The sequence below is a fragment of the Rossellomorea marisflavi genome, from assembly GCF_009806575.1.
In the GTDB taxonomy this organism is placed as follows: domain Bacteria; phylum Bacillota; class Bacilli; order Bacillales; family Bacillaceae_B; genus Rossellomorea; species Rossellomorea marisflavi_A.
Map to the genome: position 1 here is coordinate 2,841,230 of NZ_CP047095.1, position 24,639 is coordinate 2,865,868.

Below are 24,639 nucleotides of genomic sequence, written 5' to 3' on the forward strand. Positions count from 1 at the left end.
TAATATCACTTTTCTGAGGGAAATGCTAGTCTGTTTTTCATTCTCTCATCCAAATTTATTACCTCTTCCTTCAATGCTCCTTCGATGCCGTAAACGCTCCCGCTCTTCCGTTCGAATGGCTCCAGTGAAAAGTCCAGCATGTAGACCATCATATTCTGGCCATTGGTGATGGGATAGTAGTACAAACTGCCTTCCTTCAAGGATTTCCTCCATAATTGCAGGCCCTTCAGGTTCAATGGATAAATCGTCTTTTTAACTGAATCTGCTGTCGATACGATATTCGTTGCAGCGAGATTCCTTCCTCCATAATTCCAGAAGATGTCTTTCCCGAAGGATACGATACCAATAGTATCTTCTTTGCAGGAGAGCCATTCCACCAAGAAAAACACCTTCAGCTTCCTGGACTTATCCGTTGTATTCTGGAGGCGGAACGAAAGGGATTCTCCCCATTCCTCGCCATTCCCTTCCACCGACACACCGATCCCATTCACGACACATTCCTTTCCCCTGTCAAGGGTACGGTTCTTTCCGGAGTCCCATGCGATCCCCTGTATATGAAATGTCCGATTATACTCATTCATATGCTTCGACACCTTTAGCCATATTTTTTATTTTCTCTCCATAGTATTCGGCCAGTTTCTTCGATTGTTGTTTTCGCTGGGCTTTCGAGTAAATGATGAACCCTCGTTCCGGGTCATTTATGATTTTAGTCCTGCCCCCGCCTTGATCCCTGAATACCATTTCCCCGCTGCTCCAAAAGGCAGGGACCGTTTCCATCAATTTCGCAAACACGATCGGTTTTTTCCGTTTCGGGCAGGAAACGCGGATTCTGGTCATGTACGGCTCTCCCTTCATGGACAGGTCACTGAGAAAAGGGGCGGCAATCGTACCTGCCATGACGTCTTCCCTGGCATGCTTATATTGATCGGGACTTCCGATATCCCTCCAATATGCGTTGGTCCTGTAAGCAAACACCCGCTCATTGGAAGAAAGGAGATCCGGAATCAAGTCACTGCTGAAATCGACTTTCCCTTCCCGGTGATACTCATCCAGGAGGATCGGATCCAAGACATAGATGCCGGTATTGACTTCATCACCGATCCAGTTTTCAGGTTTTTCCCTGAATTCAATCAGTCTTCCCATGCTGTCCGTGTGGCACACCCCGTAACCGGCTGGATTGCTGACCTCCTTGGTGACCAGGGTCATGCGGGCCTTTTTCCGGAAATGATACGAGATGACATCCTGAAGCTTGAGGTCAGTGAAAGCATCACCGCTCATGACCAGGATGGGTTCCTTGAACCGCACCCGGGCACGGAAGAGACCTCCCGCAGTCCCAAGGGGGAACGGTTCCTCCAGGTACGATATGCTTACACCATGTCTGCGCCCATCTTTGAAGTGGGAGCGGATCGTATCCGCTTTGTAGCAGGTTGTGATCACGATATCCCTGATCCCTTGGGACTTCAGGAGATCGATCGTGTACTCCAGCAGCGGCTTATTCAAGATAGGGACCATCGGTTTTGGTACGGTAAGGGTATAGGGGCGCAGCCTGCGCCCTTCCCCGCCTGCAAGAATGACAGCCTTCATTGGGCACCACCCGCTACTTTCGCTTCCAATCTCACGTCCTCATAGATCTGCCAGGTCAATTCGGCGATGCGCTCCCAGCTGAACAAGCTCTCTGCCAGCTTGTGGCCGTTTCGTCCCCACTCTGCTGCCTGTTGACGATTTTCCATCACCCTCCGGATTTGACCATACAGATCATCGGCATCCTCCGGCTGGAATAAAAGTCCCGTCTGTTCATGCTTCACGATTGTTTTCAATCCCCCGGTATTCGAGGCGATGACCGTTTTTTTATACGCCATGGCCTCAAGGGCTACGATTCCAAAAGGTTCATAGAGACTTGGAAAGAGAACGGCCTGGCACCCTCTCAAGTAGCGGTTTCGCTCTTCGTCCGAGATGAATCCGACGAAGTTGATCATGCCCGACAGTCCGCCTTCCCTTACACGCATTCTGTAGTCATCTAGCAACGGGCCTTTGCCCGCAATCACCACGGAGAAGTCACGCTCTTCCTTCTTCATCCGCTCGGCTGTTTGGATGATCGTTTCAAACCCCTTCTCGCTGACCATTCTCCCGATGGCGAAGAAGTAGCCGCCATCTTTGGATGGTTCTATTTCCGTCCCCTTACCGAGCTCTACTCCGTTCGGTATGACCGTGCATGCTTTCGCTGCCGGAAAGAGGGTCCTTACTTCATCCTTCATATGATCGCTGCAGACGATGACATGATCTGAATCCCTGGTCAGCCTCTCTTCTTCCTCATGGATTTTCCGTTGAAGATCCGTATGGATCCCGTGATTCCTCCCGTGTTCCGTCGCATGGATCGTTGTGATCAATGGGAGTGATCGGGTCGCTTTCAGGTGGCGTGCGGAGGTTCCGACGATCCAATCATGTGCATGGAGGAGGGTGATATTCTCATGGATCATCAACTCCCCGGCATAGCGGATGAATGCCTGATTCAGGTCAAGCACCCATTTGAAGAAGTCGTCTTCATAAGGATGGAGAGGATGGACACGGTGGACTTCCACCCCTTCGACCTTCTCATAAGGAGCCACTCCCGGAGTGCGGGCAGTCAATACGTGCACGCTCCTCCCCTTTTTGGCAAATGCGGTGGCAAGATCATGCACATGCCTTGAAAGCCCACCTACCACATTGGGCGGGTATTCCCAGGAAAGGATCAGGACCGAGCCCTGCTTCTCCTCATTGACACGACCGACTGGCAGTGTACCTGCGATATCTTCTGCGCGTGGATAGGGGATGAGGATCTCTCTTTGCTTGAAGAATGGGTGTCTTTCCACTTGCGTTTCGATCAATCGACGGCACATCTCAAACTGGTCAGATTCGGCATTCCCTCCCTGCATCACCCTGTCGATGGCAGCCATCCACTCTCTCACAAGATGAATGAGATGAAGATCTTCCCCATACCCGCTCACATGGGATTCAATGGCAGCTTCCATTCGATGTAAGGACGGCAGTTGCCTGATGGCCTCGTCAGGTAGAATCGGCTCGTTCAGCTCCGCCCCTCTGTAGCCGAATTCCACCCTCGCAAGGACGGATTCCGAGGACTCATAAAAGGATGGCGTTTGTCTCATTTGCAGAGCATCATCCCGTTCTTCCACGGGGATGAGGTTCAATCCACGCGGGGTCCGGATCTTATCTCCCGATCCTTCTTTTTCACTATGATCGAATGATCGTCCTGATATGAACGAGGTGTGGATATGGTTTTGGACCAAGTACGCATCGATTCCGGGAATATACGCTGCCTGAGGCATCCAGAACCAGGTTGCTTGATGGTCGAGGTATCGCTTCATCAGAATCACACTCAATCGGATCTGAAACTCGATCGCCGTGGAGGTCCTGTAATGTGTAAGGGGTAGGGAATTGACCGTGGTGGGAACAACAGTCAGTCCGTCCTCCATGACGAGTTCTCTCCATACTTTGACAAGATCCCCATCATACATGCTCCACATCGTGAAGATCTGCTGCCATTTTCCATTTTCCCCTTGTCCGAGAAGCTTTTTCTGGATCAGGCTATGGGCTTCTGCCTGGAAATCATCGCTTGAACAGATCGGGAAGACCATGGGGTTCACGACGACAAGGCTGTGATCTCTTGATGACACGAGTGATCCCGTTTCCATCAGGATGGAGGTCAGGCATGCCTCCCTGCCTTGAGGAGTGTTCCAGTCTGATAGGATGGATTCATTGAATGCTGGATAGGTGATCTGCTTCATGACTTGACCTCCTTCACATAGTATGAATAGGTGCTCACGTGTTCAACCCAGTTGGGGGTATGGATCCTGCCGGCTTCAAAATCGTGCAGGTCCTGCAAGCGATGCTGTTCCTGTGTTTCTTCCGTCCTTGGCGCATGGATCACATTGGATCTTGTGAATGCCAGAAACGTCCCGTCTTCCAGCTTCCAGCCGATATCCATACAATAGCTTCTATTTTCCTTCAGGCCCGACACGAACCACCCATTTTCTTTGGCCGGTACATATGTATCCATATGAGAATGGTGGTTATGACCGTCAAAGGCAATGGAAGTGACATCATATAGCCTCAAGATGAAAGGACGGCCCTCTCCATGCAATGATAATTGTTCCCTGGTACGCTGTAGCCAGGTGTCCGGTATATCCCAATAACAATAAATCCGAGTGAAGCTAGAGAAAGTGAGGATCAATTCTACGGGAGGATGGGCCTTCAATGCAGGGCGCTGCTTCGTCGCCCTTACTCTCCCCACCCTTTTGGCCGGTCCACTGCTTTGATCCAATCCTGTATCAGGCTGTCCAACTGTGAGGGTCTTTTGATATTTGACCCACTGATATTGTACTTTGCCTACTGTCATATCAAGTTCCTTGGCGATTTTCCTGAATGAAACTCCCTGCTCCCTCAATTTGATGATTTCTTCCAGCATATAATTCCCTCCTCAAGAAAGACGATCTACATCTGTATGAACGTATCGAAATATTATGACAATTGTATAGAAATATCGTACCACTCAACTCAAATTCCTACAATAAACGCATTTTGTCGTATCCTAGCCGTTTCAGTCACAGTAGTGCTTCCCCTACGAAAATTTATTGAAAAATCACCAAGTCGTTTGGTTTCCACACTGGATCTCTTCTCCCTGAATCGTTTTCTTGACATAATATTGGAGATTTCTACAAATAGAACCAAATGATGATAGAGTTAGGAAGAAAACTATGCTATAACTAGAGAGAGTTACGCATAAGAGGTGATGAATATGTTGTATGTTTTACTTGGTATATGGGGTGTATCCCTTCTACTCTTCCTCGCTTCCTTCCTACAAAAGGATCCTTTGAACGCTGTCGAAAAGAGTGTCGAAGAACTCTCGATCAATATGTATCAGGAACAATTAAAATTAAAAAAGAGAATCAAAGTGCTGGAAGAAGAGTTGATGATGGGAAGCCCGGTACCACGTCCTAAAAAAGCCATTAATGAAATTATTCGCAACCAGGTCATATCCCTTTATAAACAGGGGGTGCCCCCTGAGAAGATCGGCTCTCTTTCCGACCTGTCAAAAGAAGATGTCCGTTCCATCATACAAGGGATTTCCTGATTAAAAAGGGGAGACCGGGCCTAATGTCCCGTCTCCCCTTTCGATTCACACCTGAAAACGGTCCACAAGCCTCTGGAGGAACACCGCCTCCTCGTTCACCCGGTCCGATTGATCATACATGGTATCGATCAGATTATGCTGCACCTGTATGGAAGAGTGGGTGTCTCTCGCACCTTCATCGAATGTATGGCAGAGTTCTGAAAGCATGGACACAGATATGGACATCTCATCCCTGTATTCATTCAACAGTTTCATCCCCGCAGAGATTTCCCCAATTCCCGCCCCCATTTCGGTTACAAGTGCCGTGACCCTCTCAGCATCCTGACCCACTTGCTCGGTCAGGTTCTTTGCAATGCCCACTTCTTCAAAGCCTCCATCTAAACTTGCCGATACATGATGCGTGATGTGACGGACGCCCTTGATATCCCTATCCATCTCTGACAACGATTCATGTATGTGATGAGAGAGCTGACGTATTTCTCCCGCTACTACTTGGAACCCCCGTCCTGACTCACCCACCCTCGCTGCTTCTATGGACGCGTTTAAAGAAAGGATGTCCGTCTGGGTGGCTATTTCCTTTATAAAGTGAGTGAGACGGCTGATCGAGTCCATCCGTAACTGCAGTTCTTTCATCAGGTCCGTTGTCTCGCCTATTTTCACATACACTTTTTCCATCTGTTCAGCATTTTTCATCATGGAGTGGCCAGACTTGCCCGTTATCGTTTGAATCGTCAAGGATTTAGTCTTCAACGAGTTGAATTCTTCTGCCACCTGTCCCATTCTGCTGCTGAATGTCCGGTAATGACTGGAAAGATCGGATGTCGAAGCGGCTTGTTGGGTTGATCCGGCCGTCAGTCCTTTCATGTGGACAGACACCCCCATGCTAGATTCCTTGAGGCTATCAGCCAGGCCCACCATCTTTTGACTATTTTTCTGGACATTCCCCGCTCCCCGTTCGATTCCTTGCACAAGCCCCTTCAATTCCTGTACCATCTTGCTGATTGAATCACCGAGAAGGTGGATTTCATCCCTGCCTTTAGAAGAGGACAGGTTTTTTGTAAGATTTCCTGCTGCCACCGATCGGGTGATATCCAATAGTTCATCGATGTCACGCTTCATTCTCGATCCGGTTCTATGTATGATCCAATAGCTCAATACGGTTGTGAGGATGATCATTCCCACCGTCAGTGTCTGGCTAAGGGCAATGGAGCGCTCTGCCTTTTTCACGATCACTTCCTGTTCACTGGAAGTCTGATTTCTTAACGTTTCAAGGATCAGGTTGTTTTCTTGCCTCAGCCCCGATATCCTTTCTCTCGCGTCGGTATAAATACCCTCATCCAGCCGGACGACGGCCGGGGCAATTTCTTTTGAAAACGTCTCATCGATCGCCTTATTATTTTCAATGAACGTTTCCATGGCTTTTTTTGTCTCTTCATCAACCGATGCCAGGTTCCATTCCGTAGTCTGCGTTTGAAGTTGATTCCGTAACCTGCGATACTCCTTGAGGTCTTCCTCCTTCATGAAGGTGATATAATCCGCAATCCGGATATCTTTCTCGTTCACAATTCTCGAGAGATCCGTCACTTCGACAGAACGCTGTCCCTTCTCTTTTACAAAAAGGAGGTCTCCATGGATTTTATGGATGGTCACGAGACTGCCTCCCACACACAGCAGGAATAATAGGGTGTTTGCCAACAAGGCGATGAAAAGCTTGCGCATGATTGAATGTTTTGGTTTCATAACGGTCATCTGGTTATCTGGTCCTCCTTCTTTTCTGGTCCCCCCTTCCACTATGGGTCAAATATCCCATTAATGCCATAGCTTTGAAGCAAAGTTAACTTTATCTTTACGCTTGCTTTACAAAAAAAAATCCAGACCTTTCAGTCCGGATTTCTCATCAATTATTGAGGTCAAAACGCTCCCCGGTTACGAGGAAAATGACATTTTCACAAATATTCGTCACATGGTCCCCCACCCGTTCAATATAACGGCAGGTGAAGGCCAGCTGAGTGATCTGGCTGATCTCATTTGGGTAATTTGGAATATACGTCATGAGCTCGGCTACAAGCTTTCCATACATCTCATCCACCTGATCATCTCGGTCAGCCACTTTTTTCGCCAATGCTGCATCTTCTTCACGGAACGCTTCGAGCGCCCCTTCCAGCATTTCTTCCGCGATCCCAAGCATTTTCGGGATTTCCTCTATAGGTTTGATCAATTTTTGATCACCGATATGGAGGGTCGATTTGGCAATATTCGTAGCCAAGTCACCGATGCGTTCAATCTCAGATGAAATCCTCAGTGCAGAGATGATTTTCCTCAGATCAGTTGCCACCGGTGACTCTTTGGCAATCAGGAGGATGGCTTGCTGATTGATGCTGTTATCCATGCGGTTGATTTCTTTATCGTGCGCGATGATTTCCTTAGCCTTTTCGATATCCTGCGTTTTCAATGCTTCGATTGACGCATGAAGGGACTGGCTTGCCTCAGCAGCCATGGCGAATAATTTATCCTTTAATTCCTTAAGATTCAAATCGAAATTGCTTCTGCTTACCATCTACGGAACACCTCTTTAGTCAGATTGATATCACGCTTATCCAAATCGCCCTGAAACATAATCCTCGGTACGTTTATCTTCGGGATTGGAGAATATCTTATCCGTCTCATCGAGTTCAATGAGGTCTCCAAGAAGGAAGAACGCTGTCTTATCAGACACCCTGGCAGCCTGTTGCATGTTGTGGGTGACGATGACAATGGTGTATTTCTTCTTGAGTTCGGATATGAGCTCCTCGATCTTGACAGTGGAAATGGGATCGAGGGCCGAAGTCGGTTCATCCATGAGCAGGATCTCAGGTTTTGTCGCAAGCGCCCTTGCGATGCAGAGCCTTTGCTGTTGACCACCCGATAGCCCCATGGCCGGAGCATCCAACCGATCCTTTACTTCATCCCAGAGTGCGACACTTTTCAACGTCGTTTCCACAATTTCATCAAGCTCCGCTTTCTTTTTCACACCGTGGACCTTAGGGCCGAAGGTGATGTTGTTATAGATGCTTTGAGGAAATGGATTCCCTTTCTGGAAGACCATCCCCACCTTTTTGCGAAGGTCGACAAGGTCGACTTTGTCTGACAGGATGTTCACACCGTCGTAATTGATCTCCCCAGACATCTTAATGCCCGGGACCGACTGATTCATCAGATTCAACGTTTTAATGAACGTCGATTTCCCACACCCCGACGGTCCGATGATCGCTGTTACATCATTATCATAAATCGGGAAGGTGATATTTTTCAGTGCGTGATTCTTCCCGTACCACAGGTTCAGATCGTTGATGTCAAATGCCGTCTTGGCAGCTGTTGCTAAAGCCATATGAAACCCCTCCATCCAGTTTAATTCTTTTGGATCTCTCGTCCCTTAACTGAAACGACCGGAAATGTATTCTTCCGTCCTTTTCTCTGAAGGATTGGTGAAAATCTTCTCGGTTTGATCGAATTCGATCAGGTCTCCATTGTAGAAGAATGCTGTTTTGTCCGACACACGTGACGCCTGCCCCATGTTATGGGTGACGATTACGATGGAATAATCCTTCTTCAAGTCGGCAATCAATTCTTCGATCTTGGCGTTTGAGATCGGATCAAGGGCCGAGCATGGTTCATCTAAAAGCATGACAGTCGGTTTCATGGCGATGGTCCTCGCGATACAGAGACGTTGTTGCTGTCCTCCCGAAAGAGCGTGTGCCGATGTATGAAGGCGGTCCTTTACTTCATCCCAGAGAGCGGCTTTGGTCAAGCTTTCCTCTACGATTTCCTCCAGTACAGCTTTTTTCTTGATGCCTGAGAAAGTCAGGCCGTGGGTAATGTTTTCATAAATCGATTTATTGAATGGATTCGGCTTCTGGAATACCATACCGATTTCTTTGCGAAGGGCTACGACGTCAATATTCTTATCAAGCAGGTTGACATCTTCATACATGATTTTGCCTTCCGCCCTTGCAATCGGGACAAGATCGTTCATTCTGTTGATGGTGCGCAAAAATGTCGATTTCCCGCATCCAGAAGGTCCAATCAGTGCCGTGACAGCGTTTTTCTCGATTTTCATGTTGATGTCCTTGACGGCATGGTTGTCACCGTAGAAAAAGTCAAGATTTTGCACGTCCAGGATCGTATCATTTCCAGGGTTGAAGGTTTTTTCAACGGGTCTAGTTTGCATTTCAATCGTCATATCAATCCCACCTTCACTTATTTAGTCGCCGTAATTTTTTTATGAATATAGCTTCCAAGAATCCTTGCACCCAGATTGAAGATCAGAACGACAATGATCAGGACTGCCGATGCGCCTGCTGCTTTCTCTGCTACGTCAGGAATGATTCCCTGTGTATTGATGGACCAGATGTGGACGGCAAGTGTTTCAGCCGGTCTGAAAACATTCAGGGGCGAAGTAGGGGACAGTGGATTCAAGTCTCCATAATTCAGTCGCGGTGTCGACAATCCGGCTGTAAATAACAGGGCTGCCGCTTCACCGAATACGCGTCCCGATGCCAGGATGGCACCTGTCAGGATCGATGGGAAAGCGCCGGGGATCATGACAGTCTTGATCGTATGCCAGTTGGTGATGCCGAGTGCCAGGCTTGCTTCTTTCAGTTCACGCGGAACGCCACGGATGGCATCCTCGCTCACCCTGACCATGACAGGCAGGTTGAAAACGGTCAGAGCCAGGGCACCCCCGATGATGGTGTAACCCCATCCGGTGATGTTCACGAAAACCAATAGACCGAACATACCGATGACGATGGATGGGAGCGATGCAAGTACTTCAATACATGAACGGATGGTGTTGGTGATCTTACCCGGTTTTGCATATTCAGCCATGTAGATCCCACCGCCTACTCCGAGTGGGACGGTGATCAACATCGTGATGAACAGGATGTAAACGGAGTTGAATAGCTGGTCGCGTATTCCGCTCCCTTCACGAACTGTACTGGATGGAGTCGTCAGGAAATCCCATGTAATATACGGTACTCCTTTGACAAGGATATAGGCGAATAGGGCAACCAGCAGTGCAATGATGAGTGTTGCGATTCCGACGAATACGCCGGTTGCCAGTTTATCTGCTCGTTTGCTGTTCATTAGATTTTCCTCCTAGATGAGAGATAACGGATCAATAGGATAAATAGGAAGGACATGATCAGAAGGATAAGTCCCATGGACCACAGCGTATTGTTCTCTACGCTTCCGTAAGTGGTATGTCCCATATTCAGCGTAATGATCGTCGTCAATGTCGCAGAGGCATCCAGAAGGCTGGATGGAAGATCACGTGTATTACCGATGACCATCTGCACAGCAAGGGCTTCACCGAATGCCCTGGCCATCCCCAGGACCACCGCCGTCAAAAGCGTCGGTAACGCAGCAGGGATCAAGACCTTCCTGATCGTCTGCCAGCGTGTCGCACCGAGGGCATATGAACCTTCACGAAGGTTTTTGGGCAGTGAACTCATGGCATCTGTTGCGATAGTCGTAATCGTAGGCAGGATCATGACGGCAAGGACGATGGTCCCTGCCAATAATGAGAATCCCATGCCGGAGAAGGTTCCCCTGATGAATGGGACCAATACTGTAAGCCCTATAAATCCATAAACGACGGAAGGAATCCCGACGAGGAGTTCCACGATCGGCTGCATGATCTTGCGGCCCCATGATGGGGCAATATCCGTCATGAAGATGGCGGCGCCAATTCCGAGTGGAGCGGCCACAATGGCGGCCAAGATCGTGACAGCGAATGATCCAAATATGAACGGAAAAGCACCGTATAAGGGGTTTTCCCCTGTGGGATTCCATTTTGTACTGGTTAAGAACTCAATGGGGCTTACACCATTTTTTATGAATGATTGCAACCCTTTTGTGGTTAAGAAAATCGTGATGGATATTGTCGCCACAATCATGATGACGGCACTGAGTGTGACAAGAAATTTCCCTTTGAATTCCCCGCTCATCCAAGATCGGTTATTCTTCAGTAGCCTTTTGGAGGCCGGTAGTTGCTTTTCTGACATCATCGTTAAACACCCCTAGTTACGAGATAATAGGGTAAATGCCTATGCATTTACCCTATCAGTTTCATGCATTACTTCTTGGTGATTTTCCCTTCTGCATCGCGTTCCACTTTCATGTCAGCAGAGGAGATATACCCTTGATCCTTCACTAGTCCGCCTTGGACATCTTCGCTCATCATATAATCAAGGAATGTTTTGGCCAGACCATCAGGCTCACCCTTCGTATACGAATGCTCGTAAGCCCAGATCGGGAAGTCGCCTTTTTGTACGTTTTCATCAGTCGGTTCAACACCATCTACTGAAAGTGCTTGTACCTTGTCATCCGTGAAGTAAGAGAATGCCATGTAACCGATGGCTCCGTCCGTCTCACTGATGATTTTCTTGACGGTATTTGTGGAGTCCTCTGTGATTCCTTCAGCAGGGTTTTCTCCATCAAGTGCATATTTTACAAAAGTGGCACGGGTACCTGAAGAATCAGGACGGTTGACGAGGGTGATCTTCTGATCTTTACCGCCAAGTTCTTTCCAGTTCTTGATTTCTCCCGTGAATACTTTCTTCAAGTCTTCTTTGGAAATGTCTTTGACTCCAACGTTCGGATTCACCGCAGCCGTCATTCCAACTACAGCGACTTTATGATCAACAAGCTCGTCAGCTGGAATTCCTTCTTTTTCTTCGGCGAACACATCGGAGTTACCGATTTGGACTGAACCTTCTGCTACCTGGGATAGTCCTGTTCCAGAACCACCGGCATTCACTTGGATATCGGCTTCTGGATTTTCAGCCATGAATTCTTCAGCTGCTGCTGCAACTAGTGGTTGCATGGCAGAAGAACCTGAAATGACGATGGAACCTGATGCTTTTTCATCACTTTTTCCTTCGTCGGTGCTGCTTCCATTTCCGCACGCCGCCGAGAATGTGACAGCTGCTGCTAGTACTGTAAGCAGTCCTACTTTCTTGAAGTTCTTCATTCGTTGATTCCCCTAGAATATTGGTTGTTTTGTCCTACATGAATTAGATTAAGGGATAAGTGTTAATGGGGTTTTAATCGATTGTAAAGCTTTTGTAAATCGTGTATGTTCTTGATTTAATAAGCATCGGAGCTTGCCTTGATCGGAGAGAGTGCTCTCCCACATTCCTGCTGGAGGATATTTTTTCCTAGGAATATCACCTCATTCCTCCCCATTGCATAGTCCCTATTACCTTGTAGGGTCTCCTATCCTCCGCCTTGCATTCGTTCCTTTTCTGCGCGACTCGAAGCATTGAAAAAAAACAAAAAAGAGGGTGGATTTCTCCACCCTCTAAGGATCAGTTGCTTTCTTCCCTTATCTTTTCCTGTTGCTTTTCAGCATCTTTTGCATTCTCGACTTTTTTGTCCACGGTATTTGTATCTCCTGCGGTCTTCGCCCGTTCTTTCTTCAACTCGAAATATTTATCCATGACCCGTTTGGCGATCTTTTTGTTTGTATAGGGATCGCTCACCCCACTAGCTTGGATGTGGGAAGATGGGACGACGGTTGCATACGCCACTTCCGGGTTGTCAAACGGCGCGTAGCCGATGATCGTCGTATTGTAATTCAGCTTGCCGTCTACATATGTTTCGGCTGTACCTGATTTACCTGCCGCATTATAGGGAGCGTCTTTGAACTCATTATAGGCCGTACCATCAGGGTTGTGATAGACCCGGTAGAACCCTTTTTGTACATGTTCGATCTGATCCCGTGTTGCGTCGATTCTGTTCAGTACCTTTGTCTCGTCTTCAAACAGGACGGAACCGAGACTCTTCTTATCATTGGTCGGCTCCCGGATTTCCTTCATCATATGAGGCTGAATCCTGTACCCGTCATTGGCGATTGTCGATACATACTGAGCGAGCTGCATGGTCGTGTAGGTATCGAACTGCCCGATGGCGTAGTCAAGCAGGAACCCGGGATCGGTAGCCGTTCCTTTCAGTCCAGGTGATTCACCAGGAAGGTCGATGCCCGTCGGTACACCTAGGCCGAATTGGGCGAAATGCGTGCGGAAGGTATCGAATGCTTCCGGATTATTCACGATCGGCTGATTCGGTACATATCGTCCCCCTGCAATCCGAAGGGCGACTTTCCACATATAAGAGTTTGATGACTTTTCCAAAGCGAACAGATCCGTGATCGGCATCTGGCCATACTTATTGAACCAGGATGATTTCGGAGGCGTACCTTTGATTTTAAGGGGTTCATCGATCAAGGTTTCGCCCGGGGTCAGATTCCCCGTCATATACCCCGTCAGGATCGTAGCCCCTTTCACAACGGAACCGACCTCATAGGAAGAGGTAAAGGTGCCGAGAGCAGCATCCCTCATTTCGTATTTGCCGGTCTCTTCATTCTTCATATATTGCTTCCCTGCCATGGAAAGGATCTCTCCCGTATTCGGATTGATCATGACCACATAGGCACGGTCAAGGTTCGGGGATGCCCCCCGGTCCTGTATTTGTTTCGAAAGCTCATCTTCAATGATTTTCTCCACTTCACGCTGAAGCTCCATGTCGATGGTGAGGACAACATCTTTCCCACGCTGTCCTTCCTGGACAAGAAGGGATTCAATGACGCTTCCGTTTTTCGTGATGTTCTTCATCTGCTCTTTTTGACCTTGGAGCAGGTCTTCATATTGAAGCTCCAAGTAGCTTTTCCCTACCCGGTCGTTCCGGTTGTATCCTTCAGCAAGATACGCATCGACAAGATTTTTCGGAAGACCTTCCCTTGCAGAGGATACGTTTCCAAGGATCGTCCTCAGCGTATCATCGAATACATAGGACCGCTTCCAGTCCGTCGTTGTATTCACCCCCGGCAGTTCGTTCAGGTGCTCACTCACCTTGGCAAACTCATCTGGGGTCACATCTTCATTTTTCACGATTTGCGGATTCAATGCGTAGCCACCGGCAAACTCACGGTAGATCGCAATGATCTCAAGATCCTTTTTCGATAGGGACTCAAGCATGTTGTCCGAGATGCGGTCGAGCCTCATCTGGTATACCTTGGCATTTACGTCATCTTCCGAAAGTTCTTCGTCAGCCTGGAGTTTCTTGATTTCAGATGAGGTAACCAATTTATCTGCTTCATCGCTATTCTTGATGATCCAATAGTCTTTTTTATCCCGGACCGTCACGCTTTCCGGGTCTTTGTCAATAAACTCTGAAAGCTTGGTGGCGACATCGATCATTTCCTCCGTCGTCGTTGTATTCGTCCGGGTATATGTGATGGCATTCAACGGGACATTATCCACGATGACGTTACCGTATCGATCATAAATCTTCCCACGAGGAACACCGGTATTCACGACCACATCCTCGGTCCGTTCCACTTCACTCTTATAACTTTCCCCATTTACGATCTGGACGACGCCCAACCGCAGCACCAGCATGGAGAACAGCAGAAAAACAGCAAAAAACAGCATATTCATCCGAATGGGGACGTGCGTTTTCTTTTTCCTTTTACTCCTTTTCAATCCTTCCAACCCTTCCTCTATGTAAAAATTCTATCTATGTATAGTGTATAAAAAAAGCGGCTGAGTTTCTAGCTGTAACTAAAGGGAGGGATATTTTCCCTCCATTTGAGGAATTTGGCTAGGACTGTTGGAATTGAATCTTCCGGATGAAAAAGTAAATCAAACTGTGCCCCGCACCAAGCAGTAAGAGGAGGACCGGGATGCCTACATCCTGGTCGAAAAGGGTCACAGCCGCAATGAATGCGAGGACCGATACGATCCTTCCTCCATTCAGGAAAAGCTCGCGGACGACGATGTACTCAATCCGCATTTCGGCCGCCTTCCAGCCGGTCCCGATGACGTCATAGGTCATGGAGATATAGGGCACCAGAAGAATGGGATAGGCAACGGCGATCAATCCAGCGTAAATCAGGAGGCGGGTGTACGTCATGTCAAAGACGATCAAGAAAACAGCGAGATAGAGAAGGATGCCGCCGAGCAATATCGCTCTTTTCCTGAATTCCTTTTTAATGACCCTCGAGGCGATATAGTAGCTGATGAAGGCGATGCCGGAGTTTACCAGACCGAATGTCCCGAGTGCGAATTCACTTCCCGTACTGATGTATACGAAGACCGATACGGCAAATATGAATGTCCCTTCACGGATCCCCTGAAAGAAATGGGCATTTGTGATCCGACGCCAGTTCGGGTCATTGCCCCTCTCCTGAAAGATCCTCCAGAACAGATACTGTCCGTCTGCTGGTCTCCTTTTCAGGAAGAAGCTCAGCACAACTGCCACTGCGAACAAGAACAGGGAAAGTCCGAAGACGATGGTGTAGCCCTTGAACGATTCGAAACGGGAAATGATAAATCCAGCAAGCATCGGTCCGATGATTCCGCCTGCAGAAGTCAGGATCCCGAGGAATCCATTAAAGAAGTCCCTCGTCTCAGGCTCGGTGATCTCGAATGTGAGCACATTGAAGGCAAGCCAGTAAAACCCATACCCGATTCCGAGCAGTGCGCCCAGGATAACAAGATAATGCTCGGCCAGGGAACCGAATGAAAGGACTGATATATAGAAAAGCGCAAGGAAGATGACGCCGATTCGAAGAACGATTACGCGATCGACCTTCTTGGCCCATCTCCCTGCCAGGATGAATGTCAATGGCTGCAGGATGACGACGGTCAGATTGTAGATCCCTAGGTCGACAAATTGACCCGATTGTTTCCATAAATAAATATTGACGAACGTATTCGACAAGGCAATGCTCAATGAGTACATGCCGCCGATCAACAAGAGCAGCGTCAATTCTTTCGTTAAATCGATATCACCTAAAAATCGTTTATAGCTCATAGCAAAACTCCCCTTTGATGTACCCCTATTCTTTGAATAAGGAAGGGAAGTTATGCAGGAAAAAAGGGGGCTCCCGGTAACGGGAACCCCCTTCTAGACATCATGAAATTATTTAGCAGCGCTGTAAAGCTTAGCCACTTCATCCCAGTTGACAACGTTCCAGAAAGCTGAAATGTAGTCAGGACGACGGTTTTGGTAGTTGAGGTAGTATGCATGCTCCCAAACATCAAGTCCAAGGACAGGCGTTTTGCCTTCCATTAGAGGAGAGTCCTGATTTGGTGTGCTAGTTACTTCCAATTCACCGTTGTTCACAACAAGCCAAGCCCAGCCTGAACCGAAGCGACCTGCAGCTGCTGCAGCGAATTCTTCTTTGAATTTGTCGAAGCTACCGAATTTAGATGTGATGGCATCAGCCAGTTCGCCTGATGGAGTGCCTCCACCATTCGGTGAAAGAAGCGTCCAGAATAGAGAGTGGTTGGCATGACCGCCACCGTTGTTGCGCACAGCAGTACGTGCACCTTCAGGAACGGCATCAAGATTCGCTACAAGCTCCTCGACAGATTTGCTGAGAAGGTCGTCGTGACCTTGAAGGGCATCATTCAATTTTGTTACATATGTGTTGTGGTGCTTCGTATGGTGGATGTTCATTGTTTCCTTGTCGATATGAGGTTCCAATGCGTCATACGCGTAAGGCAGTTGTGGTAATTCGTAAGCCATGATTAAATTCCTCCCTATGTAAGTTTGTCCGGACTTCTAGTTCCGGCCTGTTTCAGTTTAAGATTACCAAATCTCCACAGCAGGTTCAACTGATTTGCTTCGTCCTCTGTGATTGATACTCCTTTAAAATACCCATTCTTCCCTATCTTAATCCTCCGCATCCCGGGATTGTTCAGATCACCCAGAAGAAATAGACCAGCATGGCCCCCTGAATCAGACCTTTTGTGATTACGCTCGAGATAAAACCGATCACGGAACCGATCCCCACCTTTACGGCCTGTGTGAATGACGTCCGCTTGACGAGCCACTCACCGAGGATCGCCCCGATGAACGGGCCGATGATGATTCCTAGGACCGGGATGATGAATGGCCCGGCAAGAAGTCCGATCGTACTTCCCCATACGCCTGCCTTGGATCCGCCAAATTTCTTGACGCCGATGAGATTCGTGACATAATCGGCTCCGAACAGAAGGATCACGAACAGGATCTGGATGGTCCAGAACAACCAGTTCATCGGCTCGAATGAAAAGAACAATCCATAAAGGATATACCCGAGAAGCAAAAATAACACACCGGGAATGATCGGGTAGATCAATCCCGCAAATGCGACTACAAATGCCGCAATGATCAAGATCCAATACAACACGTCCATATAACCATCTCCATTCGTATTCGTTAAAAAGGGGACCTTCAAACGAGGTCCCCTTTTGTTCTGCATTATTTTAATTCTAGCACAGCTTCAGCAATATTGACGGCATGATCACCGATGCGCTCGAGATTGCTGATGATATCCACGAACACGATGCCGGACTGACCCGTACATTTGCCTTCATTCATGCGCAGGATATGCTGCTTCCTCAGCTTACGCTCCATCTTGTCGATACGGTCTTCCTTCTCGATGACTTCACGTGCCATATCCAAGGAATTCACATCCAACGCCTCAATGGACTGGCTGACAGTAGAAATCGTAAGACCGAACATTTCCTCAAGGTCATTCATCGCTTCCTCGGAAATCTTCACTTTATTGGCCTGCTGGTATTCCACCAGCTCCACGATGTTTTCAAAATGGTCCCCGATCCGCTCGATGTCCCTGACGGTATCCATCAGGATCGAATGGCGCTCTGATTCCACTTCAGACAGGGATGCAGAAGAAAGGTCGACGAGATAATCCGTGATCTTTTTATCCAAGTTGTTGATAGCACCCTCGATCTGGTAAGCAGTCTCAGAGTTCTTTGTATTCTTCGTTTTCAGAAATTCGTTCGTCTCTTCCAGACCCTTCACGGCAAATTGACCCATCCGCAAGACTTCTTCTTTGGCCTGGCCGATGGCAATGGCTGGTGACTGCTGGATGAAAACAGGATCAAGATGCTGAGCGTTATAATCGATGATCGCATCTTTACCAGGAATCAGCTTCGTCACGATATAGGCAAGCACCGCAATGAACGGGAATTGAATGATGGTATTGGTGACATTGAATGTACCATGTGCGAATGCGATCGTCATCGGCTCGTTTAGATTCAATGATGATTGCATGAACATAATGACCTTTGTGAACAACGGCAGGATGATCAGGAAGATCGTCGTACCGATCAGGTTGAAGAGCACGTGCACGGCTGCAGTCCTTCTTGCCGCTACACTGGCTCCAAGTGCTGCAAGGACCGCTGTGATCGTCGTACCGATATTGTCCCCGAACAGGACAGGAAGGGCTGCATCAAGATCGAGCAGACCGGAGCCGTACAGTTCCTGAAGGATCCCGATCGTTGCTGAAGAACTTTGGACGATCAGGGTGAATACCGTACCGACGACGACACCGAGGATCGGATTGTCACTCAGGCTGACTGTGAGCTCATGGAATGATTGCAGGTCACGCAGCGGCTTCATTCCTCCGCTCATCAATTCAAGACCGTAGAAGAGTCCTCCGAATCCGAAGACCATCTGACCGATGTTCTGAATTTTTTTGTTTTTAAAGAAGAACAGAAGGATTGCTCCCAGGGCGATGATCGGCAGCGCGTACTCTCCGATATCGATCCCGATGATGAAGGCCGTGACCGTCGTCCCGATATTCGCCCCCATGACGACACCGATGGCCTGTCTGAGCGTCATGAATCCTGCGCTTACCAGTCCTACGACGATGACGGTCGTCCCACTGCTCGATTGAATCAGGACGGTGACAAAGATTCCCGCCAGGACGCCCATGAATGGGTTCGTCGTGAACTTATCAAGGATTTCCCTCAATCGGTCCCCGGCGGACTTTTGAAGTCCGTCCCCCATGTATTTTATTCCGAATAGGAAGATCCCAAGTCCACCTATAAACTGAAACAACATTTCTTGCCAATTCAATTCCATTCCTTCAACCCCTAAGCGTTAATTTCGACACTGATTTACAAAAACCCCATCACCTTTATAAATTATTTTAAAGAACAGGTAAATAGTTTAAGGTCCGAATTTACAATAGATTAATAATATGACCCTTTTGTTACAGTATGATTACAAACAACCCCATCCCTTCCTCTCATCGTGGTGAATGTTCATAAAGTTGTCCGATTCCAACTTGTAACGGGCTTATGGTTACGATTAAAATAGAGGAGATATGCCGAGAAAGGAGTTGAGGCTTTGAATATTTTCAAACAGCTGATAAAAAGTATTCATTCCCCAAAACATATAGCCGCATTCCGCTTTCAGGGGATCGGAAAGACCATTTTATACATATTCCTACTATCTTTCTTGTCGGTCATCCCTCGGGTGATCGAACTGACTTCGTTTTCCACGGATGCCATCAATGACGTGCAGGATGCCCTTGAACATAACATCCCTTCATTCACCATCAAGGATGGGAAACTGGAATCCGAATCAAAGGAACCTATCATTATTGAAAAACCGGACATGACCATCGTATTCGATAGTACCGGCGATACCGAGGCCAAGGATATGGAAGAAGAAGAAAAATCCATCGCTTTTCTGAAAGACTCCATCGTGGTGAATCTCATGGGAAGCGTCGAGTGGAGCTACTCCATGATCGGTGCCGAAGATATCACCAAGGACCAGGCACTATCTACGGTCAACATGATGGATAGCCTGAAATGGATCTTCCTTCCAGTGGCCATGATCAGCGTCTATCTGTTCAGTTCTGCCGTGATGTTCTTGAAGATCATGATTTTTGCTCTCATCGCAACGGCCTTTGCAACGGCCATGCAAAAGCGGGTCAATTATCGCCAAGGCTTCCGCATCACAGCATATGCCGCTACCCTCTCGACCCTGTTCTTCGCCATCATGGAACTGTTGAAGACCCCGGTTCCGGCAGCACCGTTCGTCGATTGGTTTGTTATCACCGTCATCATCTACCTTTCAGTAAAAGAAATACCGCAGCGGAAGGCCTGACCTTCCCGGGCGCCCATCACTGGGCGCTCTTTTCTTTTAGAAAGTACATATACGTCAGAGCCAGAGCTACGACGAATGCAAATGTCCACCCATACATACTGGTAACATCCTCCTTCCACCTTCCATATGCAATCGGCCCAAGGGCGACACCTGCAAATCGACTCGTCCCGTATAAACTGACCACAAGTCCCCTCTCTTCCTCCCCTACTGCTCCTGTTACTTCGGAGTTAATGACAGGCAGTAAGAGCCCAAGACCGCCGAAACAGACTGTTAGAAGGAACATGAGGCCACTCAGGGAATCCCAGAAGAACAAGCCCCCTGATGCCGCCACCATAAGGACCACCCCCGTTCCCATGTACAGACCTCCATTCCCTTCCTTCAGACGCTTCCCGCACCAATAGGAAGTCACCACCATGGCACCCAGGGGAAAAAGAAAGGCTAACCCCTTGAAAAAACCATCGATGTGAAAAGTATTTTCAATATGGTAGGAAAGGAAGTAAAGGATGCCGAATAATACAAAAAGACCTGTCCCGCCCACCGCATATAGAGGAACCAACAACATCCATTTCTTCTTGAATATGATTTGAATATCCCGCATATAACGACCGGTGCCACGGAAGGAACCGGATTTTCTTTTCTCTACTGAAAGCTCTTTTCGCAGACCGGCAAGGATGATGAAGCTTACCAGGATATACACCCAGAAAGAATGATTCCAAGGGAGCAGGAATGCCAAGGTGGCACCTAGTATGGGGGCAAGCACCTTGCCGGCCCCGTTGGACACCTCAAGGGCGGCCAGCACACCCGTCCGCTTCTCCCCGCCGAACAGGTCCCCTGCAAGGGCCATGGCGAGAGGAGTGGTGCCCGCGGCGCCCAGCCCCTGGATCACCCGCCCCGTCATGAATAAAAGTCCTGAGCCCCCGCCGCTCATTACACAAATCAAGCTCCCAAGAATCATCAGATAAAGGGACCACTTCACCATGAAGCTTCTGCCGAACCGGTCGGACAGGACTCCGACCGCCGGAATGACAATGGCTGCGGGAATCGTGAAGGCACTTAAAATAAATCCACTCCACGCTCCCTCCAGACCGAGTGATGCTTCAATCTCAGGCAGGATCGGAATGAGCATGGAGTTTCCAAGCACCATCAACAGTGGAAGTAATAGTAGGACAAACTCCAGACGTGTCATTTTCATCATAAGAAACTCCTTTTCCAAACGAACAAAACCAGGAGGAATGTTGATCGTGAAGAGGCTCGCGGTTTTTGTAGGTGTGATCATTCTGTTATACAGTGTGTATTATGACTTGAATAAAGGAACATTAACCTTATTACATGAAGAATCAGCGGAGACTGCGGCTACAACGGAAGCACCCGTCACCCCCGCCGTCAGGGAGGTGCCCTATGTTGAAACAAAGGTTTCCACAGGCGATACCGTGTTGAGTCTAGTTAAGGAAGCGGTTGACGGTCCCCTGCCCGTTTCTGTCGACCAGGTGATCCGAGACTTTGAAGAGCTGAACGGTATCGGTGCTTCGGAGATCCAGGCGGGAAAAACCTATAAGTTCCCGAAATACCCCTCTTGAATATGCTTTTTGACACCTATTTCTTGTCAATACCGTGCAAACACTGTTACAATAATTTCGTATTATGAATAGCTGAATAAGCTTTTTAAAGGAGCGAATCACACGTGAGTGAAATCATACATCGCACAAAAACACGCCCCGTCAAAGTCGGGAATCTGACAATCGGCGGAAATAATGAAGTGGTTATCCAGAGCATGACCACCACCAAAACACATGATGTTGAAGCAACAGTAGCAGAAATCCACCGCCTGGAAGAAGCAGGATGCCAGATCGTCCGCGTCGCATGCCCTGACGAACGCGCAGCAGAAGCCATTGCGGATATTAAAAAACAAATCAACATCCCCCTTGTCGTCGATATCCACTTCGATTACAAGCTTGCACTTAAAGCCATCGAGGGTGGAGCTGACAAAATCAGGATCAATCCTGGGAACATCGGACGCCGTGAAAAAGTCGAAGCTGTCGTCAAAGCAGCCAAAGCAAAAGGCATTCCGATCCGTATCGGTGTCAATGCCGGAAGCCTTGAGCGGAAGATCCTTGATAAGTACGGCTATCCGACAGCGGACGGCATGGTGGAAAGCGCCCTGCATCACATCAAGATCCTTGAAGACCTTGACTTCCACGATATCATCGTTTCCATGAAGGCATCTGATGTGAACCTGGCGATCGAAGCCTATACAAAAGCAGCCAAAGCCTTTGACTATCCGCTTCACCTCGGAATCACCGAGTCAGGCACACTGTTTGCCGGTACTGTAAAGAGTGCCGCAGGTCTGGGTGCCATCCTAAGCCTCGGTATCGGTAATACCGTGAGGATCTCACTAAGTGCGGATCCTGTCGAGGAAGTAAAAGTCGCACGCGAACTGTTGAAATCATTCGGTCTTGCAGCCAACGCCGCGACCTTGATTTCATGCCCTACATGCGGTCGTATCGAAATCGACCTGATCTCGATTGCCAATGAAGTGGAAGAGTATATCTCGACCATCAAGGCTCCGATCAAAGTGGCCGTCCTCGGATGTGCAGTGAACGGTCCAGGGGAAGCAAGGGAAGCTGATATCGGTATCGCAGGAGCCCGTGGTGAAGGACTCCTATTCCGAAAAGGAAAAACGGTACGGAAAGTTCCTGAGGAAACCATGGTCGAAGAGTTGAAAAAGGAAATCGACAAAATTGCCGAAGAGTACTTTGCCAAACAGGAAGAGGAAAAGAAACAGCTGGAAGTATAAACGAGAAAGAGGACTGATTTTCATCAGTCCTCTTTTTTTGCATCTTGAAATGCTCCCACTTCCAAGATCATGTTAAAAGAACGGCAGTACGAATATCCCGATGATCAGGGAAACGGCTCCGACTCCGATCGCCCACGCTCCAAGCGTTTCTGCGCCTCGTCGCCTTGCCACGAATCCCAATACGATGCCAACCGCCCCAAGGATGACCGGGAGGATGAACAACGATAGGATGGAAAGGGCAAGTGCCGAATACCCCATTACACTTCCAGAAGTGGATCGCTCCTCTACTTCATCACGTTCATAAGCATCTACGTCACGGATGGAAAGTGGAGCAGCAATCTCAGTCGCTGTTTCTTCACGATAATCTTCTGTTACAAGATTTGTCGCCCGAGTGTCGTGAAAGCCGATTTCTTCTTCACGATCAATCTTCATTAGCTCATGCTTCTCTTCTTCATTCATACTGCAATCCCTCACTTTCTGAGTATGGGAGCCTTCTTAGTGTTCGTTACGAGCGTTTTTTTACTATGCTAATGTTTGCTATTTATGTACGAGGGGTGGAAGGAAAATGAAAATTCGCTTACAGGCAAGGGCGGATTATGATAAACTTGAAGGAGTTTTGATACAGAGGAGCCTGATAAAAATGAAACGCTTTGGAATCGATATAGACGGTACGGTTACGTCCCCCGCCTCCCTCCTGCCTCATATAAATGACCACTTCAAGTTGGCATTGACACTTGATGACATCACCCAGTATGAACTGACGGAAGTCCTCAATATCTCCCCTGCTGAATTCGGGGCATGGTTCAAAGACGCTGAGCCCATCATCTACAAGGACTCTCCCCTTGCAGACGGGGCCAAAGAGGTACTGGATCTGTGGAAGGAATCCCATGAATTATTCTTCATCAGCGCGAGAAGATCGGATCTTCTCCAGGTAACCAAGAATTGGTTCTCTGAATGCGATCTGACCTACCATCACATCGAACTGATCGGATCGCACGATAAAGTATCGACGGCGAAAAAATACGATGTCGATTTATTCTTCGAAGATAAGCACGACAATGCCGTCGCGATCCATGAAGCGCTGAAGATTCCCGTCCTTCTCTTCAACACCCCATACAACCAGGATCCGATTCCTGAAGGTGTCATCCGGGTGAACGATTGGGAAGAAGCAGCAGCGTGGGTGAAGAATTGGTTGAAATGATGTAAAAAAGCGGCCATCTGGCCGCTTTTTTACTCCTTATAACGAGTGGAACAAATGCTTGAATCGGTCGATCCTCTTCCTGTTTGCCTTGAAATCGTAGTAGCCCAGCCGGGAAGCCGATCTGATGTGCAGGAGATGATTGTATTCATCAATATAAAACTCCACATCATCCTTGAACTTTAAGAACTTTGTACTGAATACGGCATGGATGTATTTTGGGGTTTCCTCCTTCACCTCGGTTTGATCAAAGTGGGCAAGGGCCACATGGATCTTTTCCTTCACCCTTGTTGGATCTTCATCGATGGGAATGGGTGAAATACGATGATAGGAGGTAAGGTCTATGGTGCTCACGCAATTCTTCTTATTGGATGGACAATGATTGAACGGTACTTTTTCCACAGCAGATCGCTCCCTGTTTTTTGAATTCGCTCATTATTTTCCCCATTCTCCCTTTTTTAAACGAAGCTCCCCCGTGTTTAACCTGCCGCACCCACCCGGAAGAGTATAAAGAGAAGCTGAGACAAACGTGTTTTAGTCATAGTAAAACCCGAATCCATTTGCCTG

General features: G+C 48.1%; 24 protein-coding genes. 5 read left to right on the forward strand and 19 right to left on the reverse strand.

Translation table 11 applies throughout. The features are described 5' to 3' along the window. Window positions 1-5: 5 nt before the first annotated feature. Genes D5E69_RS14845 through D5E69_RS14860 form a run of 4 tightly spaced genes read right to left on the reverse strand, consistent with a single transcriptional unit; the run spans window position 6 to window position 4,462 of the window. Window positions 6-581 (reverse strand): hypothetical protein, encoded by a 576-nt coding sequence (locus D5E69_RS14845; RefSeq protein WP_048006093.1) that lies wholly within the window; start codon window positions 579-581, stop codon window positions 6-8. Further along, window positions 574-1,584, reverse strand: a complete 1,011-nt coding sequence (locus tag D5E69_RS14850; protein ID WP_048006094.1) for a nucleotidyltransferase family protein — start codon at window positions 1,582-1,584, stop codon at window positions 574-576. The genes D5E69_RS14845 and D5E69_RS14850 overlap by 8 nt, the downstream gene beginning before the upstream one ends. Continuing rightward, window positions 1,581-3,782, reverse strand: a complete 2,202-nt coding sequence (locus D5E69_RS14855; RefSeq protein WP_159129869.1) for a glycosyltransferase family 4 protein — start codon at window positions 3,780-3,782, stop codon at window positions 1,581-1,583. The genes D5E69_RS14850 and D5E69_RS14855 overlap by 4 nt, the downstream gene beginning before the upstream one ends. Further along, the gene (locus tag D5E69_RS14860; RefSeq protein WP_048006095.1) at window positions 3,779-4,462 is read right to left on the reverse strand and encodes a DUF4912 domain-containing protein; all 684 of its coding nucleotides are present in this window, start codon (window positions 4,460-4,462) and stop codon (window positions 3,779-3,781) included. Before D5E69_RS14860 ends, D5E69_RS14855 begins: the two co-directional genes overlap by 4 nt. A 330-nt stretch (window positions 4,463-4,792) precedes the next feature. Between D5E69_RS14860 and D5E69_RS14865 the strand changes: the two genes are divergently transcribed. Next, window positions 4,793-5,128 (forward strand): hypothetical protein, encoded by a 336-nt coding sequence (locus tag D5E69_RS14865; RefSeq protein WP_048006096.1) that lies wholly within the window; start codon window positions 4,793-4,795, stop codon window positions 5,126-5,128. 45 nt (window positions 5,129-5,173) lie between these two features. On the opposite strand, the gene D5E69_RS14870 is transcribed toward D5E69_RS14865, so the two are convergent. The 12 genes from D5E69_RS14870 to D5E69_RS14925 form a co-directional block, all read right to left on the reverse strand. Beyond that, complete coding sequence (locus tag D5E69_RS14870) at window positions 5,174-6,868, reverse strand: methyl-accepting chemotaxis protein (protein ID WP_159129870.1); 1,695 nt, start codon at window positions 6,866-6,868, stop codon at window positions 5,174-5,176. 157 nt (window positions 6,869-7,025) lie between these two features. Further along, on the reverse strand, window positions 7,026-7,685 hold the full coding sequence (gene phoU / locus D5E69_RS14875; RefSeq protein WP_048006098.1) for a phosphate signaling complex protein PhoU: 660 nt from the start codon (window positions 7,683-7,685) through the stop codon (window positions 7,026-7,028). A 36-nt stretch (window positions 7,686-7,721) separates the two neighbouring features. After that, window positions 7,722-8,495 (reverse strand): phosphate ABC transporter ATP-binding protein PstB, encoded by a 774-nt coding sequence (gene pstB / locus D5E69_RS14880; RefSeq protein ID WP_048006099.1) that lies wholly within the window; start codon window positions 8,493-8,495, stop codon window positions 7,722-7,724. 45 nt (window positions 8,496-8,540) lie between these two features. After that, on the reverse strand, window positions 8,541-9,347 hold the full coding sequence (gene pstB / locus D5E69_RS14885; protein WP_048006100.1) for a phosphate ABC transporter ATP-binding protein PstB: 807 nt from the start codon (window positions 9,345-9,347) through the stop codon (window positions 8,541-8,543). A 17-nt stretch (window positions 9,348-9,364) separates the two neighbouring features. Beyond that, on the reverse strand, window positions 9,365-10,252 hold the full coding sequence (pstA, locus tag D5E69_RS14890) for a phosphate ABC transporter permease PstA (RefSeq protein WP_048006101.1): 888 nt from the start codon (window positions 10,250-10,252) through the stop codon (window positions 9,365-9,367). After that, window positions 10,252-11,115, reverse strand: coding sequence for a phosphate ABC transporter permease subunit PstC (gene pstC / locus D5E69_RS14895; protein ID WP_370295458.1), 864 nt, complete (start codon window positions 11,113-11,115; stop codon window positions 10,252-10,254). The genes pstA and pstC overlap by 1 nt, the downstream gene beginning before the upstream one ends. 128 nt (window positions 11,116-11,243) lie before the next feature. Further along, the gene (locus tag D5E69_RS14900) at window positions 11,244-12,140 is read right to left on the reverse strand and encodes a phosphate ABC transporter substrate-binding protein (protein WP_048014687.1); all 897 of its coding nucleotides are present in this window, start codon (window positions 12,138-12,140) and stop codon (window positions 11,244-11,246) included. Window positions 12,141-12,477: 337 nt separating this feature from the next. Continuing rightward, the gene (locus D5E69_RS14905; protein WP_249931497.1) at window positions 12,478-14,607 is read right to left on the reverse strand and encodes a peptidoglycan D,D-transpeptidase FtsI family protein; all 2,130 of its coding nucleotides are present in this window, start codon (window positions 14,605-14,607) and stop codon (window positions 12,478-12,480) included. Between the two features lie 163 nt (window positions 14,608-14,770). Continuing rightward, window positions 14,771-15,985 carry an MFS transporter gene (locus D5E69_RS14910; protein WP_159129871.1) on the reverse strand — a complete coding sequence of 405 codons (1,215 nt, stop codon included), beginning with the start codon at window positions 15,983-15,985 and terminating at the stop codon, window positions 14,771-14,773. A gap of 108 nt (window positions 15,986-16,093) precedes the next feature. Next, window positions 16,094-16,702: a superoxide dismutase SodA gene (gene sodA, locus D5E69_RS14915; protein ID WP_048006106.1), complete on the reverse strand. Its 609-nt coding sequence runs from the start codon at window positions 16,700-16,702 to the stop codon at window positions 16,094-16,096. Window positions 16,703-16,874: 172 nt separating this feature from the next. After that, complete coding sequence (locus tag D5E69_RS14920) at window positions 16,875-17,354, reverse strand: DUF456 domain-containing protein (protein WP_159129872.1); 480 nt, start codon at window positions 17,352-17,354, stop codon at window positions 16,875-16,877. Window positions 17,355-17,419: 65 nt separating this feature from the next. Then, on the reverse strand, window positions 17,420-19,048 hold the full coding sequence (locus D5E69_RS14925; protein WP_048006108.1) for a Na/Pi cotransporter family protein: 1,629 nt from the start codon (window positions 19,046-19,048) through the stop codon (window positions 17,420-17,422). A 267-nt stretch (window positions 19,049-19,315) separates the two neighbouring features. Between D5E69_RS14925 and D5E69_RS14930 the strand changes: the two genes are divergently transcribed. Then, window positions 19,316-20,080, forward strand: coding sequence for a DUF1189 domain-containing protein (locus tag D5E69_RS14930; RefSeq protein WP_048006109.1), 765 nt, complete (start codon window positions 19,316-19,318; stop codon window positions 20,078-20,080). A gap of 16 nt (window positions 20,081-20,096) precedes the next feature. Here the strand turns inward: D5E69_RS14930 and D5E69_RS14935 are convergent, their stop codons facing one another. Then, the gene (locus tag D5E69_RS14935) at window positions 20,097-21,275 is read right to left on the reverse strand and encodes an MFS transporter (protein ID WP_159129873.1); all 1,179 of its coding nucleotides are present in this window, start codon (window positions 21,273-21,275) and stop codon (window positions 20,097-20,099) included. 46 nt (window positions 21,276-21,321) lie between these two features. On the opposite strand from D5E69_RS14935, the gene D5E69_RS14940 reads away from it, so the two are divergent. Then, entirely contained in the window at window positions 21,322-21,657 is a 336-nt protein-coding gene (locus D5E69_RS14940; protein WP_082824378.1) for a hypothetical protein, read from the forward strand. 104 nt (window positions 21,658-21,761) lie between these two features. Beyond that, a complete protein-coding gene (gene ispG / locus D5E69_RS14945; RefSeq protein ID WP_048006111.1) occupies window positions 21,762-22,874 on the forward strand; it encodes a flavodoxin-dependent (E)-4-hydroxy-3-methylbut-2-enyl-diphosphate synthase in 1,113 nt (370 codons plus the stop codon). Between the two features lie 72 nt (window positions 22,875-22,946). Here ispG and D5E69_RS14950 read toward each other — a convergent pair whose 3' ends face one another. Next, window positions 22,947-23,333: a DUF4190 domain-containing protein gene (locus D5E69_RS14950; RefSeq protein WP_148795497.1), complete on the reverse strand. Its 387-nt coding sequence runs from the start codon at window positions 23,331-23,333 to the stop codon at window positions 22,947-22,949. 181 nt (window positions 23,334-23,514) lie between these two features. Between D5E69_RS14950 and D5E69_RS14955 the strand changes: the two genes are divergently transcribed. Beyond that, the gene (locus D5E69_RS14955) at window positions 23,515-24,075 is read left to right on the forward strand and encodes a hypothetical protein (protein ID WP_159130369.1); all 561 of its coding nucleotides are present in this window, start codon (window positions 23,515-23,517) and stop codon (window positions 24,073-24,075) included. 36 nt (window positions 24,076-24,111) lie between these two features. Here D5E69_RS14955 and D5E69_RS14960 read toward each other — a convergent pair whose 3' ends face one another. After that, entirely contained in the window at window positions 24,112-24,474 is a 363-nt protein-coding gene (locus tag D5E69_RS14960; RefSeq protein WP_159129874.1) for a DUF1499 domain-containing protein, read from the reverse strand. Window positions 24,475-24,639 lie beyond the last annotated feature (165 nt).